Origin of the sequence: Pseudomonas sp. Lz4W (genome assembly GCF_000346225.2) — a bacterium.
GTDB classification, from domain to species: Bacteria; Pseudomonadota; Gammaproteobacteria; order Pseudomonadales; family Pseudomonadaceae; genus Aquipseudomonas; species Aquipseudomonas paraversuta.
Genome location: NZ_CP017432.1, coordinates 2,260,403 through 2,277,230 on the forward strand (window position 1 = coordinate 2,260,403; position 16,828 = coordinate 2,277,230).

Sequence of the window (16,828 nt, forward strand, 5' to 3'; positions counted from 1 at the left end):
GCAGCGTTGGCCAGGCATAAAAAAACCTCGCCTCCTGTGCACAGGAGGCGAGGTTTTTATGGCGCTGGCTTAAACCGCTGTCAGCGATTTCGGACGGCGTACATCGGGTTGTTTCCAGGACTCGGCCGAGGCTTCGTCGATGGCTTGCTGAATCGCCTTTTTGCGGTGTTCTTCGGCGCGGCGGCTGAAGAACCACACCAGGAAGGTCACCAGCGACACCGCCAGCAGAATCAGGCTGGCCACGGCGTTGATCTCGGGTTTGACCCCCAGACGTACCGCCGAGAACACTTCCATCGGCAAGGTGGTGGAACCCGGCCCGGACACGAAACTAGCCAGTACCAGGTCATCCAGGGACAGGGCGAACGACATCATGGCGCCCGCCGCCAGTGACGGCGCAATCATCGGGATGGTGATCAAAAAGAACACTTTCCACGGCTTGGCGCCCAGGTCCATGGCCGCCTCTTCGATCGACAGGTCCAGCTCGCGCAAGCGCGACGACACCACCACGGCCACATAGGCCGAACAGAACGTGGTGTGGGCGATCCAGATGGTGACGATCCCGCGTTCCTGGGGCCAGCCGATCATTTGCGCCATGGCCACGAACAGCAGCAACAGCGACAGACCGGTGATTACCTCAGGCATCACCAGCGGTGCAGTTACCAGGCCGCCGAACAGCGTGCGGCCCTTGAAGTGGCTGATGCGGGTCAGCACGAATGCTGCCAGGGTCCCCAGCGCCACCGCTGCAATCGCCGTGTACAGGGCGATTTCCAGCGAGCGCATCACCGAGCCCATCAGTTGCGTGTTGTCCAGCAGGCCCACGTACCACTTCAGCGACCAGCCGCCCCACACCGTCACCAGCTTGGAAGCGTTGAACGAGTAGATCACCAGAATCAGCATCGGCAGGTAGATGAACAACAAGCCTGCGACCAGCATAAAGCTGGAAAAACGGAAGCGATTCATATCTTGCCCTCCAGTTCTTTAGCCTGGCTGCGGTTGAACAGGATGATTGGCACGATCAGGATCGCCAGCATTACCACGGCAAGCGCAGAGGCTACCGGCCAGTCACGGTTGTTGAAGAACTCTTGCCACAGCACTTTACCGATCATCAGGGTTTCCGGGCCGCCCAGCAGTTCCGGGATCACGAACTCGCCCACCACCGGGATAAACACCAGCATGCAGCCGGCGATGATGCCGTTCTTGGACAGCGGAACGGTGATTTTCCAGAAGCTGTTGAAGGTGCTCGAGCCCAGGTCGGACGCGGCTTCCAGCAGGCTGTGGTCGTGTTTCACCAGGTTGGCGTACAGCGGCAGGATCATGAACGGCAGGTACGAATAGACGATGCCGATATACACCGCGATGTTGGTGTTGAGGATCTGCAGCGGTTCGCTGATCCAGCCCATCGACATCAGGAAACCATTGAGCAGGCCGTTGTTGCTGAGAATGCCCATCCACGCGTAAACGCGGATCAGGATCGCAGTCCAGGTCGGCATCATGATCAGCAGCACCAGCACGGTTTGCATCTCTTTGCGCGCATTGGCAATGGCATAGGCCATCGGATAGCCGATCAGCAGGCACAACGCGGTGCTGAAGAAAGCCATCTTCAACGAGCCCAGGTAAGCGGCGATATACAGCTCGTCGTCACCCAGCATCGCGTAGTTGCCCAGGTTCAGCAGCAGCTGAATCTTTTGGTCAACGTAGCTGTAGATCTCGGTGTACGGCGGAATCGCCACGTCGGCTTCGGCAAAGCTGATCTTCAGGACGATAAAGAACGGCAGCATGAAAAACAGGAACAGCCACAGGAATGGAATCCCGATGACCATTTGGCGGCCACCGGGGGTTATTCGTTGCAGACGGCGTTTGAATTTTCGAAGGTTCATGAGCGCAGTACCACGCCGCTGTCGTCTTCCCACCAGACGTAAACTTCGTCGTCCCAGGTCGGTCGTGCACCACGGCGCTCGGCGTTGGCCATGAACGACTGGACGATCTTGCCGCCGGGCAGTTCGACGTAGAACACCGAATGGCCACCCAGGTAGGCAATGTCATGCACCTTGCCCCGCGACCAGTTGTACTCGAAGACCGGCTTGACTGTGGTGACCAGCATTTTTTCCGGGCGAATAGCGTAGGTGGTCGACTTGTCTTCCAGTGACGTAGTGACCCCGTGGCCGACGTAGATATTACGCTCCAGTTCCGGGCAGTGAATGATCGCGAAACCTTCTTCGTCTTCGATCACATCGCCGTCAAAGGCGTTCACGTTACCGATGAACTCACACACCATGCGGCTGACCGGTGCTTCATAGATATCCACCGGGCTGCCGATCTGGGCGATCCAGCCCAGGTGCATGATTGCGATGCGCTGGGCCATGGTCATGGCCTCTTCCTGATCGTGGGTCACCATGACGCAGGTCACGCCGACGCGCTCGATGATCTCCACCAGCTCGAGCTGCATTTGCGAACGCAGTTTTTTGTCCAGTGCGCCCATCGGCTCATCGAGCAGCAGCAGCTTCGGACGCTTGGCCAGCGAACGGGCCAGGGCCACACGCTGACGCTGACCGCCGGACAATTGATGGGGCTTGCGCCTGGCGTACGGGGTCATGTGCACCAGCTTGAGCATTTCTTCAACCCGGGCGTCGATTTCGCTGGCAGGCAAACGGTCCTGCTTGAGGCCGAAGGCAATGTTCTGGGCCACGGTCATGTGCGGAAACAGGGCGTAGGACTGGAACATCATGTTGATCGGCCGCTCGTAGGGCGGCATGTCGGTGATGTCGACCCCGTCGAGATAAATCCGTCCTTCAGTCGGTCGCTCGAAGCCGGCCAGCATGCGCAGCAGGGTCGACTTGCCGGAACCGGAACCGCCGAGAAGGGCAAAGATTTCGCCCTGATGGATCTCCAGGGACACATCGTCCACGGCAATCGTCTCGTCGAATTTTTTCGTGACCCGATCGAATTTTACCAGCACCTTTTTCGGTGTCTGCTGGCCTTCAAGAACCTTCCTGTAAAGGCTGGAGGCGTTTGCCATGTGAAACTCCCAACAGATTTCAGTCGTCAGGCCAGAAGGGCCCGACATAAGAGTTGATTGCAAGACAGCTGTGGACGGGCTGTCGGTAGTACTTGTTGTTATTGCGGTTTGTTGTTGTGGTGAAGGACGGGCGTGCCAAGACACGCCCTCCTGATTCACGGGGGCAGTTCAGTGTTCAAACAGGTATCGGACTTGTCAGTCAGCGGCTCTCACGAAGCGCTGCACGTTGTCGGCATGCATCGCCAAACGCCTGGAAAATACTCAAGTAGACAGGGTTGTTCATGACCTGCCATTCCGGGTGCCATTGCACGCCGACGGCAAACGCCTCGCTGTGCTCGACAGAAATCGCCTCGATCAAGCCGTCCGGTGCAATGGCTTCGGCGCGCAGACCCGGGGCCAGGCGGTCGATGCCCTGGGCGTGGATCGAGTTGACCTCAAACACCGTGGGCAGATCCAGCGCCTGGAATACACCACCCGGTTGCACGTGAACGGCATGGGCCGGGGCGTACTGCACGGACAGATCCGGGTGATCCGCTTCGCGGTGGTCGAGGGCACCGGGGAGCTCGTGCACCTTCTGATGCAGGCTGCCACCAAACGCCACGTTCATTTCCTGAAAGCCTCGGCAAATGCCGAGCACCGGAATTCCCGCCGCAATGGCTGCTTGCAATAGAGGGAGGGTGGTGGCATCGCGCGCCGGATCGTGCTCCGTGCCGGGTGCACTGGCGGGGCCTTTATAGTGGACTGGTTGTACGTTCGACGGTGAGCCGGTGAGCAGCAGGCCGTCCAGACGGGCCAGCAGTTCATCTGTTTCTGTCAGTTCGGCCAGGCTGGGAATGATCACCGGGAGCCCTTGCGCCGCGACACTTACAGCCCGCAGGTACTTGTCGCCGCTGACGTGGTAGGGGTGCAGGCCAATCTGTTTGACGCACGCTGTAACGCCGATCAATGGCTTGATTGCCATTTTTATCACCTCGAAGTTTGACACTTGAAGAGCTTTTTCGGAGCTTAGCCTTGTTGATTTTAATTAACAACTTCTATGTAAAAAATTCTAAACGCGCAGCTTCGGATCGTCATAATTCGCCGCTATGCCAAAGCTCCGTTGGCACAATATGAGCTAATTTTTGCCTGAAAAATAACGATGAAGGCCCAGGTGTTCGCTATTGACTTCACTTTGCCTTTCGGATTGACTGGGTTTCAGAAACGGCTGTGAACATAATAATTAACATAATAGGTGCCTCATGTCGGTCCCCCTGCGTGCCATTCAGCTCAATGAAGCGAACGCATTCCTTAAGAAATATCCTGAGGTTTTGTACGTCGACCTTCTCATTGCGGATATGAACGGCGTGGTGCGCGGCAAGCGCATCGAACGCACCAGTCTGCACAAGGTCTACGAAAAAGGCATAAACCTGCCGGCATCATTGTTTGCACTGGACATCAATGGTTCTACGGTGGAAAGCACCGGCCTGGGCCTGGACATCGGTGATTCGGACCGCATCTGCTACCCCATCCCCGATACGCTTTGCATCGAGCCCTGGCAGAAGCGCCCGACGGCCCAGCTGTTAATGACCATGCACGAACTTGAAGGCCAGCCGTTCTTCGCTGACCCGAGGGAAGTGTTGCGTCAGGTGGTCAGCAAGTTCGATGACATGGGCCTGACCATTTGCGCCGCCTTTGAACTCGAGTTCTACCTGATCGATCAGGACAACGTAAACGGTCGTCCGCAGTCCCCGCGTTCGCCGGTGTCCGGCAAGCGCCCGATGTCGACCCAGGTGTACCTGATTGATGATCTCGACGAATACGTCGACTGCCTGCAGGACATTCTGGAAGGTGCAAAAGAGCAGGGCATCCCGGCTGATGCGATCGTCAAGGAAAGCGCCCCGGCGCAGTTCGAAGTCAACCTGCATCACGTCAACGACCCGATCAAGGCGTGCGATTACGCGGTGTTGCTCAAGCGTCTGGTGAAGAACATTGCCTACGACCATGAGATGGACACCACCTTCATGGCCAAGCCGTACCCGGGCCAGGCGGGCAATGGTCTGCACGTGCACATTTCGATTCTCGACAAGCAGGGCAATAACATCTTTGCCAGCGAGGATCCCGAGCAGAACGCCGCACTGCGTCACGCGATCGGCGGTGTGCTCGAGACCCTGCCGGCGCAGATGGCCTTTCTCTGCCCGAACGTCAACTCGTACCGCCGTTTCGGTGCCCAGTTCTATGTGCCTAACTCACCGAGCTGGGGCATCGACAACCGCACCGTAGCGGTTCGCGTCCCCACAGGCTCTGCCGATTCGGTACGCATCGAACACCGGGTTGCCGGCGCCGATGCCAACCCGTACTTGCTGATGGCTTCGGTACTGGCCGGCATTCACCACGGTCTGACCAACGAAATCGAACCGGGCCCACCGGTGGAAGGCAACAGCTACGAGCAAAATGAACAGAGCTTGCCGAACAACTTGCGCGATGCACTGCGCGAGCTGGATGACAGCGAAGTCATGGCCAAATATATCGATCCCATGTACATCGACGTCTTCGTCGCCTGCAAGGAAAGCGAGCTGGCCGAGTTCGAGAACTCCATCTCGGACCTGGAGTACAACTGGTACTTGCACACCGTCTGATTGGCCAACGGCTGTCATTCACAGATAGAACAATTACGCAGTTGGTGGGGGACGCAGAGCCTGCGTCCCCCACGAATGCGTGCCGCCGGCGTCCGGACCTGCCGGTACGCCGGCGGTGCCCATCGGAGAATTTCATGAAACAAACCCATGTAAACAGCTATTACGCCGCGACCCGAAACCACAGGGCCGAATTCCCGGTGCTCGAGGAATCGGTGGAGTGCGATGTCTGTGTGATCGGCGCCGGCTACACCGGCCTGTCCTCGGCCCTGTTCCTTGCCGAAGCGGGCTACAGTGTGACCGTACTTGAAGCGGCCCGGGTCGGTTTCGGTGCCAGCGGTCGCAACGGCGGTCAGCTGGTCAACTCCTATAGCCGGGACGTCGATGTCATCGAGGCCCGTTACGGCGAAAAGACGGCCCGGGTGCTGGGCAGCATGATGTTCGAAGGTGCCGATATCATTCGCCAGCGCATCGACCAGTACGACATCCAGTGTGATTACCGTCCGGGCGGAATTTTTGCCGCGCTCAACAGCAAGCAGCTAAAAGCCCTGGCCGAGCAGAAAAGCAGCTGGGAGGGTTATGGCAACCAGAAGCTGACAATGCTCGACGCAGCGGACATCAAGCGCGAAGTAGGCTGTGCCAACTACGTTGGTGGTCTGCTGGACATGCAGGGCGGGCACATCCATCCGCTGAATCTGGCGCTTGGTGAGGCCATGGCGTTCATTGGCCTGGGCGGTAAAATTTACGAACAGTCGGCTGCCGTGGACATCACTTACGGCGAGCCGATCACAGTGCGCACCGCCAAGGGTGTAGTACGGGCCAAGTACCTGCTGATCGCCGGTAACGCCTATCTGCCGCAGAACCTCGACAATCGCGTGACCGCCAAAAGCATGCCTTGCGGGTCGCAAATTGCCGTGACCGAACCGCTGCCCGAAGAGGTTGCCCGCAGCCTGATCACCAACAACTACTGCGTTGAAGACTGCAACTACCTGCTGGATTACTACCGCCTGACTGCCGACAATCGTTTGCTGTATGGCGGTGGCGTGGTCTATGGCGCCCGCGAACCGGACGACATCGAAAAACTGATCAAGCCGAAAATCCTCAAGACCTTCCCGCAATTGAAGAACGTCAAAATCGACTATCGCTGGACCGGCAACTTCCTGCTGACCATGTCACGCATGCCGCAATTCGGTCGTATCGAGAAAAACGCCTACTACATGCAGGGTTACAGCGGCCACGGGGTGACCTGTTCGCACCTGGCCGGCAAATTGATCTCGGAAATGATCCGTGGCGATGCCGAGCGTTTCGACGCTTTTGCCTCCTTGCCGCACATGCCGATGATTGGCGGCCGTACCTTCCAGGCGCCGCTTACAGCCATGGGCGCGGCGTACTACGCAATGCGCGACCGTTTCGGTATCTGATAACACCTGGCAAGCGGCCTGATCCCGGGCAAGTCCGCTCCCGGAGGTCTTATATTTAGCGGTCATTTGGCGAACCTGCTGAGCAACACCCGCAAACGTGATTTAATAGCCGCCTTTCACGTTTGTGGTACAGGGGTACGGTGCGATCTACGCCATCCGTCGCCCCCCCATTACCCTTAAGTAGTTCACACATAAGGCTGTCATGGACACGGGCTCACGACTCAAACTAGTACGCGAAAGCTACAAAATGTCCCAGCGCGAGCTGGCCCGACGTAGCGGCGTCACCAATGCCACCATCTCCCTGATCGAGCAGAATCGCGTCAGTCCTTCAGTCAGCTCTCTGAAGAAACTGCTGGAAGGCATCCCCATGTCTTTGGCCGACTTCTTCACCTTCGACCAGCCGCCCCGTGCTCACCAGTACGTGTTCCGGGCCAATGAACAGCCGGATCTGGGCCGTGACGGCTTGCGCCTGTTGCTGATTGGAGCTTCGGTGCCGGGCCGGCAGATGCGTTTGTTGCGCGAGCAATATGCGCCTGGCGCAAGCTCGGGTGAAGAAGCGATAGTGCACGCCGAAGGGGAGGAGTGCGGGCTGGTCACGCGGGGAGTGGTTGAGCTCACCGTAGATGGAATGAGCAGCATCTTGAATGCCGGGGACGGTTATTACTTCCCGACCACGCTGCCCCATCGCTTCAGAAATATCGGGGCGGACGAGGCTGAAATCATCAGTGCCAACACCCCCGCCAACTTCTGATCTGAAAGCCGCCCGAAAATCCCCTGTGGGCACTGTGTTTTGTGGGAGCTGGCTTGCCAGCGATTGAACACAGACACCCGGTCCCCCTCATCGCTGGCAAGCCAGGCTCCCACAGATTTGCTGTGTGCTGAAAAGTTGCCACTCCCACTGTGGGAGCTGGCTTGCCAGCGATTGAACAGAGACACCCGGTCCCCCGCATCGCTGGCAAGCCAGGCTCCCACAGATTTGCTGTCATCTGAAAAGTTGCCATTCCCCTGTGGGAGCTGGCTTGCCAGCGATGGCCTTTGGCCGCCACCCCCGAGCCGCGGCACCGGCAAGCAAATGTCGGCAGAGGGTCGAACTGGGCAATGATCTATCCCATATAAAGGGACGCATCATCATATATTGAACTGTTGTCGCGACTGGTTTATCGTCTGGCCATAACCAAGGGATCAGGCGGCTGTCGGGTTCCTAAAATAAATACAACAAGAGGTTTTCCCCATGACAGGTCCTTCGCTGGACAGTTGTCTGCATGCCAGCACCATGAAGAAGCTCAACCTGAAGCTGATTCCCTTCCTGATGTTGTTGTACATGGTGGCTTACATTGATAAGTCGAACATTTCGGTGGCGGCGTTAACCATGAACGCCGACCTCGGGCTCAGCGCGCGCATGTACGGCATCGGCGTGGGTCTGTTCTTCCTCACCTACATTCTGTTCGAAGTGCCCAGCAGCATCATCCTGACCCGGGTCGGTGCACGGCGTTGGATTGCGCGGATCATGATCACCTGGGGCATCATCGCCGCCGGCATGAGCCTGATCCAGAGCGCCAACCAGCTCTACGTGATGCGCCTGTTGCTGGGTGCAGCCGAAGCCGGTTTCACCCCCGGGATCATCTACTACCTGTCCCAGTGGTATCCGCGCAGTGACCGCGCCCGGGCCATGTCATGGTTCTACATCGGCGCGGCGCTGGCGTCGGTGATCGGCTTGCCGCTGTCGGGTGCCTTCCTGCACCTGGACGGTTTGCTGGGCATCAACGGCTGGCGCTGGCTGTTCTTTCTCCAGGGCATTCCTGCGGTGGCGCTGGGCATCGTGGTCCTGCGCTACATGCCAGATTCTCCCGCCACTACCAACTGGCTGGACAGTGCGCAAAAAGCCTGGCTCAGCCGCACCATCGAGGCCGAACAGGCGACCACGGTCATCTCGCACAAGGATGCCTGGCATGTGGCATTTCGCAGTCGCCAGGTGTGGTTGCTGAGTCTGTTCTGGTTGCTACAGGCTTTCGGCACTATCGGGGTGACGCTGTTTTTGCCGCTGATCGTGCAGTCGGTATCAAAGCAAGGTTCGTTTGTGGTCAGCCTGCTGTCGGCGATGCCGTTTTTCCTGGCCTGTGTATTCATGTACGCCAACGGCCGCCATTCCGACCGCACCGGTGAGCGGGGCTGGCACCTGGGCGGGCCACTGTTGCTGGCCGGGGGCATGCTGGGGTTGGCGGTGTTTACCGGCAATCAGTGGCTGGCCTACGTGATGCTGGTGGTGGCGGTCGGCCTGAACTGGGCGGCGACCCCGGTGTTCTGGGCTACGACTACCGAGTACCTGTCCGGGCCAGCGGCCGCTGTTTCGATTGCCTTGATCAACTCCATTGCCAACATCGCCGGGCTTGGTCTGCCACCGGTCATGGGCTGGATCAAGGACACCACCCTCAGCTATGACTACGCCTTGTTGATGGTCGCCGTCGCCTTGCTGGCCGGTGGCGTGCTGGGGCTGTACCTGGGGGGGCAACGCAAGCGCCAGGTCGTACGTGATGCTATACGGGAGGGCCGCGAAAATGTTCACAGTGCTTAAAGTGGCGCGTCTGCCGGACATGCTCAGCGAACGTTTACATGCCCGATATGAGGTGCTGGAATGCAGCGAGAGCGGTGCCGGACTCGATGCACTGAAGGCGCGGGGAATCCGTGCCATGGTCGCCAATGGTGAGTCGCGGGTGGGGGCCGAACTGATCGGGCGCCTGCCTGATCTGCAAGTGATAGTGGTGTTCGGTGTCGGTTACGACGGTATCGATGTCGAGTTCGCCCGGGCCCGGGGCATTGTGGTGACCCACACCCCGGACGTGCTGACCGAAGACGTTGCCGATTTCGCCATTACCTTGATGCTCGGCACCGCCAGGCGCATTGCCAGGGCCGATCAGTTCGTGCAGTCCGGGCAATGGCAGCAAGGTCCGTTCGGCTTTACCCGCAAGGTCAGCGGCGCGCGTCTGGGCATCGTCGGGCTGGGGCGCATCGGCATGGCGATTGCCCGGCGCGCGGCGGCGTTTGACATGCGCATCAGCTACCACGGGCGGCGTCCGTTGGCGGTTGAGTATCCTTACTATTCATCGCTGACCGAGCTGGCTGCAGCTGTGGATTTTCTGGTGATTGCCGTGGGCGGCGGGGAATCGACCCGGCACCTGGTGGATGCCACGGTGCTCGCGGCACTGGGCAGTGAAGGCATCCTCATCAACGTGGGGCGTGGCAGCGTGGTTGATGAGGCCGCGCTCGCCAGCGCACTGGCCGAGGGTCGTCTTTTGGGGGCCGGGCTGGATGTGTTCGAGGATGAACCACGGCCCCATCCCGGCTTGTTGGGGCTGGACAATGTGCTGTTGGCGCCGCATATGGCCAGTGCCACCTGGGATACCCGCAGGGCGATGTCCGACCTGACCCTGGCCAATCTGGCTGCGCATTTTTCCGGTGCTGACTACCCGTCACCTATCCCGCAGTGAATGGCCATTTTGCTGCGCGGATCTGTTGCGCCCGGGGTTCCGGCCCCGGCCTCATGCAGGGAAATCCTTGAGGTCTCCGGCAACGCCAGGCCACCGAGCAATGCCAGCAGTGCAACGGCTATCAGGTAGAAGGCTGGCGACAGGTTGCTGCCGGTGGTGCTGATCAGCCATGTCGCCACCAGCGGTGCGGTACCGCCGAAGAGGGTGTAGGCCATGTTGTAGGTAATGGCCGAGGCGGTGTAGCGAGTGCGGGTCGGAAAGGTTTCCGAGAGCAGGGCGGCGGTTACTACCCCGCACAGCACCGCGCCCACCGCCAGCAGCATGACGCCGACGATGGACGCTGCGAAGCCGCCGGAACTGGCCATCAGGAACGATGGATAGACCACGACCATCAGCAGTGCACAGGCCGTCATCACCGTAACCCTGCGCCCGACGCGGTCTGAATACAGTCCTGCCAGCGGGCAGATCGCGGCGGCAAACAGCAAGGCAATCAGCGAAACCAGCAACGCCGTTGCCCGACTCAGGCCCCCGGCTACTTGCAGGTAGGTCGCGAAGTAGGTGGTGAACATATAGAAGGACAACGCCGTCAGCGACACAAAGGCACCCAGGCAGCAGATGGCCGCGCAATGGTTGCGCAGGGTTTCCTTGAGCGGGGAGTGGGCCACCGCATGTTCCTCGGCCACCGCCTGGAATGCCGGGGTTTCATCCAGCTTCAGACGCATGTAAAGCCCCACCAGACCCAGTGGTGCCGCAATCAGGAACGGCAGGCGCCAGCCCCAATCGGCCATGGCCTGTGCCGATAGCGACGCCTCGAGGGCATAGGCCACCACGGCCGCCGCAGCGAAGGCACAGAAGGTCGATACCGGCAGGAAGCTGCCATACCAGGCCCTTTTATCATCAGGAGCGTGTTCCATGAGGTAGGCGCAGGCACCGGCGTATTCACCCCCGGCGCTAAAGCCCTGGGCGCAACGGATCAGGGTCAACAGGATCGGCGCCATTACGCCAATGGCGGCATAGACAGGCAGCACACCGATCAGTGTGGTGGCACCCGCCATCAACAGAATGGTCATCGCCAGGGTTCTTTTGCGACCGATGCGGTCACCCAGCATGCCGAAGAAAATGCCGCCAAGGGGACGGAACGCAAAGGCTACGGCGAATACGGCGAAGGTCTTGAGCAGCGCGGCACTGGCATCACCGCTGGGGAAAAACTGCTGGGCGATGGTGGTGGCCAGAAAGCCATAAACCGCGAAGTCGAACCATTCGACGAAGTTCCCGATGGCCGCGGCGGCAATGACTTTTCTCAGGGTTTTGGGGCTGACCTGCCCGGTGATGGCACTCGTCATGCTGAACCTCGACATTTCATCAGAATGCTTTCGATTATCGAGGCAGTCAGTGAAAGGGTTCGCTTCAAAAGTGTCATCGGCGTAGTCAGCACCGACGTCCTGCCTCTCAGCCGCCTTTGGTGGAGACGATACTCGCCACCAGGCGGGGCTTGCAGTTCAGATAAGCCGACGATTGCAGCCAATGCTGATCGGGGTACCAGGCAAACATGAACTGACCGTCCTTGAGTTTGTCTACCACCTGGCGCGCCACTTGCGGGCGTACGGCAGGGCAGCCCTGACTGCGGCCGATGCGGCCCTGGGTCTGGCTCCACAACGGGTTCACATAGCTGGCAGGGTGAATCACGATGGCCCGCTCACGGGCACTGTCATTGATACCCGGCTCCAGGCCGTCCATGCGCAGTGAGTAACCGTTGGCACCCTGGTAGCTTTCCTGGGTGCGGAACAGGCCAAGGCTGGATTGATGGCTGCCTTCGTTATTGGAGAATTGAGTGGCGAAGTTTTCCCCGGATTTTTGCCCGTGGGCCACCAGGTCACGCAGCACCAGGGTCTTCTTGCGCAAGTCGAAGATCCACAGGCGGCGGGCCGTGGAAGGTTGCGAATAGTCGATGACGGCAAGGTTTTGTGCGGGGCTGGCGCCACTGCTGACGGCGCATTGCATGGCACTGAGGGCACTTTTAAGTACCTGGGGATTGAGTTCCGGAGCGGCCTGGGCGAGGCTGTTGTAAAGCCCTGGTGAAGAAGTATTGGCGGCGAACGCTGGGCTGCACAAGGCTCCCAGGGTCGCGGCGACCAGAAAAAGTCGTCGCAAAGAAATCAGCATAGATTAAGAGTTTCCACTGTTGAATTGGCTCCTGACACTCCATCGAGTTAATGGCGATCCTTTATTTACTGCTAGCCTTCAGGGTTGCCGTGACGGCTGTTACGGTGACCGCCAACGTGACGGCCATGGATTGGAGTAAAGCAGTTGATCAAAAAACAGGCATTTTACTTGAGCATTGCCTTGCTCGCGTCGCCATTGGTCGCATGGGCCGACATGCCCCCCGACCAGCCTGACAACCCCCTGCAGCAGACCCTGCTACAACTGCCCCAGGCCTGTCCGACCCTGGCGTCCGGCCTGACGCCTCAGACCCAGGCACTTTTGCAGGCCTTTTATGAAGGCCAGAACTACCAGCCGGTATGGGCACAAGAAGGGCGTCTGGCCGCTCTGCAGGCCGCCTTGCCACAGCTGGCCGACGACGGGCTCGACCCGCTCAATTACCCCTTGCCCGAGGGCCAGGACCTGTGTGCCGACATCGACACCAGCCGTCAATATCTGCAAGCCCTGCACGATTTGCATTTTGGTCGCCTGACGCAAAGCCGCTTTGAACCGGTCTGGCACGCCAACGCTGTAGAGGTAGATCCCCAGGCCGAACTGCTGGCAATCGCCGGGCCCGGGGTGCAGAACGTGGCAGCTGCTTTTGCCCAGGCCCGTCCCGCCCTTGAGCAATATCAGGACTTGCGCCGGGTCTATGCCCGGGAGCGCCAGCAGCCGCTGCCCCAGTGGCAGCCGATCGCGGATGGCCCCTTGCTGCGCCCCGGCATGCAGGATGCGCGGGTACCGGCACTGGCCAGGCGTCTGGCCAGCGAGGGTTACCTGAGCGGCGAGCCGCAGATCGTCAACAACACCTACTCCAATGAGCTGGCCTCGGCGGTCAAGAGCTTCCAGCTCGATCACTCGCTACAGGCCGATGGCGTTGTCGGGCCGGGCACTGTTAAAGAGTTGAACGTCAGTCCGGCAACCCGCCGCGAGCAACTGCGGATCAATCTGGAGCGTTTTCGCTGGATGGCCCGGGACTTCGAACCCACCAGCCTGCTGGTCAATGTTCCGGCTGCACAGTTGACCGTGTTCCAGAACGGCCAGCCGGTATGGCAGACCCGCACCCAGGTCGGGCGGGCCGACCGGCAGACGCCGTTGCTCAAGTCCCGGGTGACGCGCCTGACCCTGAACCCGACCTGGACCATCCCGCCGACCATCTTCAAGGAAGACAAACTGCCGCAGATTCGCCGCGATCCGTCTTTCCTCAGCAAGCATGACCTGCAGGTACTCGACAGCAGCGGGCAGCCGCTGGCGGTACAGAGCATCGACTGGGACCGTCCGGGCAACATCCTGCTGCGTCAGGGTGCCGGGCCGCGCAACCCGCTGGGGCGTATCGTCATCCGTTTCCCTAACCCGTTTGCCGTGTACCTGCACGACACCCCCAGCCAGGCCCTGTTCAGTAAAGGCCCCCGTGCCTTCAGTTCAGGCTGCGTGCGGGTCGAGTCGGTGTTCCAGTTGCGCGACCTGCTGGTGACCCCGGCGGAGAAGGCCCGCACCGAGGAATTGCTGGCCACCGGGCGCACCACCGAGTTCAGGCTGTCCAACCCGGTGCCTATCCTCATGACGTACTGGACCGCCCATGCCGACAAGAACGGCAAGGTGGTGTACTCACCGGACATTTATAATCGTGACCCGGCATTGATATCGGCCCTGGCCGCCAAGCGCTGATGTCCGTTTCAACCTTGAACTGATCTGCGAGACCTGCAATGACTCAATCCCGTTTTACCGACCTGGTGGGCATTGCCCATCCGATCATCCAGGCTCCGATGCTGGGGGCGGGGGCAGCAATGATGATTGGCGTGGCCAGGGCCGGAGGGCTGGGCTCCCTGGCCTGTGCCACCCTGACCCTGGAGGGGGTACGCGCCGAAGTGGCGGCCTTTCGTGAAGCCTGCGATCAACCGTTCAATCTGAACTTCTTCTGCCATCAGGCCCCGGAACCCGACGAGGCCCGGGCCCGGCAGTGGAAGTCGTTGTTCAAGGATTATTACCGCGAACTGGGAGTGGACTATGACGCGCCGACCCCGGTGTCGAGCCGTGCGCCTTTTGATGAGGCCGCCTGCGCCCTGGTTGAAGAGCTGCGTGCACCGGTGGTCAGCTTTCACTTCGGCCTGCCGGCTCCGCACCTGTTGGCCCGGGTCAAAGCCTGCGGGGCGAAGATTTTAAGTTCCGCCACCACCGTTGAAGAAGCGCAGTGGCTGGAGCGCAACGGCTGTGACGCGATCATTGCCATGGGCTACGAAGCCGGTGGCCACCGCGCGATGTTTTTGAGCAATGAGCTGGCGACCCAGATCGGTACCTTTGCCCTGGTGCCACAAATTGTCGATGCGGTATCTGTGCCGGTGATTGCCGCAGGTGGCGTGGCCGATGGCCGGGGTATCGCGGCGGCTTTTGCCCTGGGTGCCAGTGCCGTGCAAATCGGCACGGCCTACCTGTTCTGCCAGCAGGCCAAACTTGCCGAGCCCCATTACCGCGCCTTGCGCGAAGCCGCCCCCGGCAGCACCGCCCTGACCAACCTGTTCACCGGTCGACCGGCCCGCGGCATCCTCAATCGGGTGATGCGAGAGCTTGGGCCGATGAACTCCCAGGCCCCCGAGTTCCCGTTGGCGGGCGGCGTACTGCTACCGCTCAAGGCCAAAACCGAGCCTGCCGGTTCCGGGGATTTCATCAACCTGTGGGCGGGTCAGGCCTTCGCACTGAGTCCGGGACGCAGCGCCCAATTGTCGTCCGAGGAACTGACCCGCAAGTTGGTCGCTGACTACGCCGCGCGTTCCACATGCAAATAGCGGGTCTGCGCGGCGTGGGTGGATGTGCGAATTAAAAGTATGACCGCACCGACCACCGGCAGGCTCACCAGCAGCAAGCCGTAGCGCAACGATTCAATGCCAAAACGTGGCAGCAGGGCATCGCTGAACAAACCGGCGAGCAAAGGCCCGACCCCGACTCCCAGCAGTGTCGAAATAATGGTTTGCAAGGCCATCGCCGTGCCCCGGCGATTGGCCGGCACCAGTTGCGTGACCAGGTTGTAGGACGGCGCCACCCACCACACCACAAAAAAACTGTACAGCGCGCACCACAGCATGGCGCTGGGGATCGGCACGCCTGCAACCTGGGTCCAGACCGTGTCGGGCCACAACAAATAGGCGAACAGTGCGCTGATCGCGGCCACGTGCCCGATCACCGGAATACCCACTTGCCAGTGCGGATTGCGCGGCGTCAGGTGGTCGCTCAACCAGCCGCTGAACAACGCCCCGATACCGGCAAAGCCGCCACAAATAAACCCGGCCAGGAGTCCGGCGTGTTGCAACGACAAGCCATGGGAGCGCACCAGAAAACTGGTGTTCCACATGCCGATGGCATAGGAGCTGAGGGTGGTCAGGCCCCCGGCCATGATCAGGCAGCGGTAAGCGGGCAGGGCCCAGAGTGCGCGGGCTTCGCGGCTCAGGCTTTGCAGGGGATGCGCGGCATGGGCGCTGGCCAGATCCCAACGGCCACGGGCCGGGTCCTTGACCACGAAGGCCAGCACCAGGGAAAACAGCAGCGCCGGCATGCCAATTACGATAAACGCCATGCGCCAGCCATACTGCTCGACCACCCAGGCGCCGAGGCTCAAGCCGATCACCGCCGAGAAGGTCGGTGCAGCGGTGAAGCAACTGATGGCAAACGAACGGCGCTGGGGCGGGTACAAATCGGCAATGATCGACATCGACGCCGAGGTGGTGGGCGACTCGCTCACCGCAACTGCCATGCGCGCCAGGGCCAGCATCCAGAAACTCACGGCCAGGCCGCAGACCATGGTCGCCACGGCCCACAGCAGGCACGCCATGGCCAGCAGGCGGGTGCGCGACATGCGATCGGCCAGACGCCCGGCAGGCAAGCCGAGCAGGGCGTAGACCCCGGCAAATGCCAGCCCGGAAATCAGCCCCATGGCCGTGTCACTGACGCCGAATTCGAGCTTGATCGGTTCAATCATGACCGCCAGGATCTGCCGGCCGACAAAGTTGTCGGCAAACACCGCAGCCAGCAACAACAGCAAAGCATGGCTGCGCCAGCCGACGTTAGGGTTGGACATAATCGGTTTTCCTGTCAGATAAAAAC

At 60.3% G+C, this 16,828-nt stretch carries 14 protein-coding genes; 7 read left to right on the top strand and 7 right to left on the bottom strand.

All coding sequences use genetic code 11. The annotated features are described in order from the left end of the window. Positions 1-69: 69 nt before the first annotated feature. The 4 genes from B195_RS10570 to B195_RS10585 all read right to left on the bottom strand — a co-directional run bounded on the left by B195_RS10570 (position 70) and on the right by B195_RS10585 (position 3,977). Entirely contained in the window at positions 70-960 is an 891-nt protein-coding gene (locus tag B195_RS10570) for an ABC transporter permease subunit (RefSeq protein ID WP_100917159.1), read from the bottom strand. After that, a complete protein-coding gene (locus tag B195_RS10575) occupies positions 957-1,877 on the bottom strand; it encodes an ABC transporter permease subunit (protein ID WP_037002021.1) in 921 nt (306 codons plus the stop codon). Before B195_RS10575 ends, B195_RS10570 begins: the two co-directional genes overlap by 4 nt. Next, a complete protein-coding gene (locus B195_RS10580; protein ID WP_003447793.1) occupies positions 1,874-3,016 on the bottom strand; it encodes an ABC transporter ATP-binding protein in 1,143 nt (380 codons plus the stop codon). Before B195_RS10580 ends, B195_RS10575 begins: the two co-directional genes overlap by 4 nt. 199 nt (positions 3,017-3,215) lie before the next feature. Beyond that, positions 3,216-3,977 (bottom strand): gamma-glutamyl-gamma-aminobutyrate hydrolase family protein, encoded by a 762-nt coding sequence (locus B195_RS10585; protein WP_003447792.1) that lies wholly within the window; start codon positions 3,975-3,977, stop codon positions 3,216-3,218. 277 nt (positions 3,978-4,254) lie between these two features. On the opposite strand from B195_RS10585, the gene B195_RS10590 reads away from it, so the two are divergent. From B195_RS10590 to B195_RS10610, 5 genes are all read left to right on the top strand, one after another. Next, the gene (locus B195_RS10590) at positions 4,255-5,631 is read left to right on the top strand and encodes a glutamine synthetase family protein (protein ID WP_003447791.1); all 1,377 of its coding nucleotides are present in this window, start codon (positions 4,255-4,257) and stop codon (positions 5,629-5,631) included. Positions 5,632-5,765: 134 nt separating this feature from the next. Further along, complete coding sequence (locus tag B195_RS10595; protein ID WP_003447790.1) at positions 5,766-7,049, top strand: FAD-binding oxidoreductase; 1,284 nt, start codon at positions 5,766-5,768, stop codon at positions 7,047-7,049. A 202-nt stretch (positions 7,050-7,251) separates the two neighbouring features. Then, a complete protein-coding gene (locus B195_RS10600; RefSeq protein WP_003447789.1) occupies positions 7,252-7,800 on the top strand; it encodes a cupin domain-containing protein in 549 nt (182 codons plus the stop codon). 480 nt (positions 7,801-8,280) lie between these two features. Further along, positions 8,281-9,621: an MFS transporter gene (locus B195_RS10605; protein WP_003447785.1), complete on the top strand. Its 1,341-nt coding sequence runs from the start codon at positions 8,281-8,283 to the stop codon at positions 9,619-9,621. Continuing rightward, positions 9,605-10,534 carry a 2-hydroxyacid dehydrogenase gene (locus B195_RS10610; RefSeq protein ID WP_003447784.1) on the top strand — a complete coding sequence of 310 codons (930 nt, stop codon included), beginning with the start codon at positions 9,605-9,607 and terminating at the stop codon, positions 10,532-10,534. The genes B195_RS10605 and B195_RS10610 overlap by 17 nt, the downstream gene beginning before the upstream one ends. On the opposite strand, the gene B195_RS10615 is transcribed toward B195_RS10610, so the two are convergent. Further along, on the bottom strand, positions 10,510-11,877 hold the full coding sequence (locus tag B195_RS10615) for an MFS transporter (protein WP_003447783.1): 1,368 nt from the start codon (positions 11,875-11,877) through the stop codon (positions 10,510-10,512). The two genes, B195_RS10610 and B195_RS10615, sit on opposite strands and share 25 nt — an antisense overlap. 106 nt (positions 11,878-11,983) lie before the next feature. Next, positions 11,984-12,697: a murein L,D-transpeptidase catalytic domain family protein gene (locus B195_RS10620; protein ID WP_003447781.1), complete on the bottom strand. Its 714-nt coding sequence runs from the start codon at positions 12,695-12,697 to the stop codon at positions 11,984-11,986. A 144-nt stretch (positions 12,698-12,841) separates the two neighbouring features. On the opposite strand from B195_RS10620, the gene B195_RS10625 reads away from it, so the two are divergent. Next, positions 12,842-14,401, top strand: a complete 1,560-nt coding sequence (locus B195_RS10625) for a murein L,D-transpeptidase (protein WP_003447779.1) — start codon at positions 12,842-12,844, stop codon at positions 14,399-14,401. A 38-nt stretch (positions 14,402-14,439) separates the two neighbouring features. Further along, positions 14,440-15,516: a nitronate monooxygenase family protein gene (locus B195_RS10630; RefSeq protein ID WP_003447777.1), complete on the top strand. Its 1,077-nt coding sequence runs from the start codon at positions 14,440-14,442 to the stop codon at positions 15,514-15,516. Here the strand turns inward: B195_RS10630 and B195_RS10635 are convergent. Beyond that, positions 15,489-16,802 carry an MFS transporter gene (locus B195_RS10635; protein WP_003447769.1) on the bottom strand — a complete coding sequence of 438 codons (1,314 nt, stop codon included), beginning with the start codon at positions 16,800-16,802 and terminating at the stop codon, positions 15,489-15,491. The genes B195_RS10630 and B195_RS10635 overlap by 28 nt on opposite strands. Positions 16,803-16,828: the final 26 nt, after the last annotated feature.

What these genes read in the sequence shown, in the direction of transcription:
- B195_RS10610 (WP_003447784.1), top strand. Translation starts at nt 9,605, where the DNA reads ATGTTCACAGTGCTTAAAGTGGCGCGTCTGCCGGACATGCTCAGCGAA.
- B195_RS10630 (WP_003447777.1), top strand. Translation starts at nt 14,440, where the DNA reads ATGACTCAATCCCGTTTTACCGACCTGGTGGGCATTGCCCATCCGATC.
- B195_RS10570 (WP_100917159.1), bottom strand. Translation starts at nt 960, where the DNA reads ATGAATCGCTTCCGTTTTTCCAGCTTTATGCTGGTCGCAGGCTTGTTG.
- B195_RS10595 (WP_003447790.1), top strand. Translation starts at nt 5,766, where the DNA reads ATGAAACAAACCCATGTAAACAGCTATTACGCCGCGACCCGAAACCAC.
- B195_RS10605 (WP_003447785.1), top strand. Translation starts at nt 8,281, where the DNA reads ATGACAGGTCCTTCGCTGGACAGTTGTCTGCATGCCAGCACCATGAAG.
- B195_RS10635 (WP_003447769.1), bottom strand. Translation starts at nt 16,802, where the DNA reads ATGTCCAACCCTAACGTCGGCTGGCGCAGCCATGCTTTGCTGTTGTTG.
- B195_RS10590 (WP_003447791.1), top strand. Translation starts at nt 4,255, where the DNA reads ATGTCGGTCCCCCTGCGTGCCATTCAGCTCAATGAAGCGAACGCATTC.
- B195_RS10575 (WP_037002021.1), bottom strand. Translation starts at nt 1,877, where the DNA reads ATGAACCTTCGAAAATTCAAACGCCGTCTGCAACGAATAACCCCCGGT.
- B195_RS10615 (WP_003447783.1), bottom strand. Translation starts at nt 11,877, where the DNA reads ATGACGAGTGCCATCACCGGGCAGGTCAGCCCCAAAACCCTGAGAAAA.
- B195_RS10580 (WP_003447793.1), bottom strand. Translation starts at nt 3,016, where the DNA reads ATGGCAAACGCCTCCAGCCTTTACAGGAAGGTTCTTGAAGGCCAGCAG.
- B195_RS10600 (WP_003447789.1), top strand. Translation starts at nt 7,252, where the DNA reads ATGGACACGGGCTCACGACTCAAACTAGTACGCGAAAGCTACAAAATG.
- B195_RS10585 (WP_003447792.1), bottom strand. Translation starts at nt 3,977, where the DNA reads ATGGCAATCAAGCCATTGATCGGCGTTACAGCGTGCGTCAAACAGATT.
- B195_RS10620 (WP_003447781.1), bottom strand. Translation starts at nt 12,697, where the DNA reads ATGCTGATTTCTTTGCGACGACTTTTTCTGGTCGCCGCGACCCTGGGA.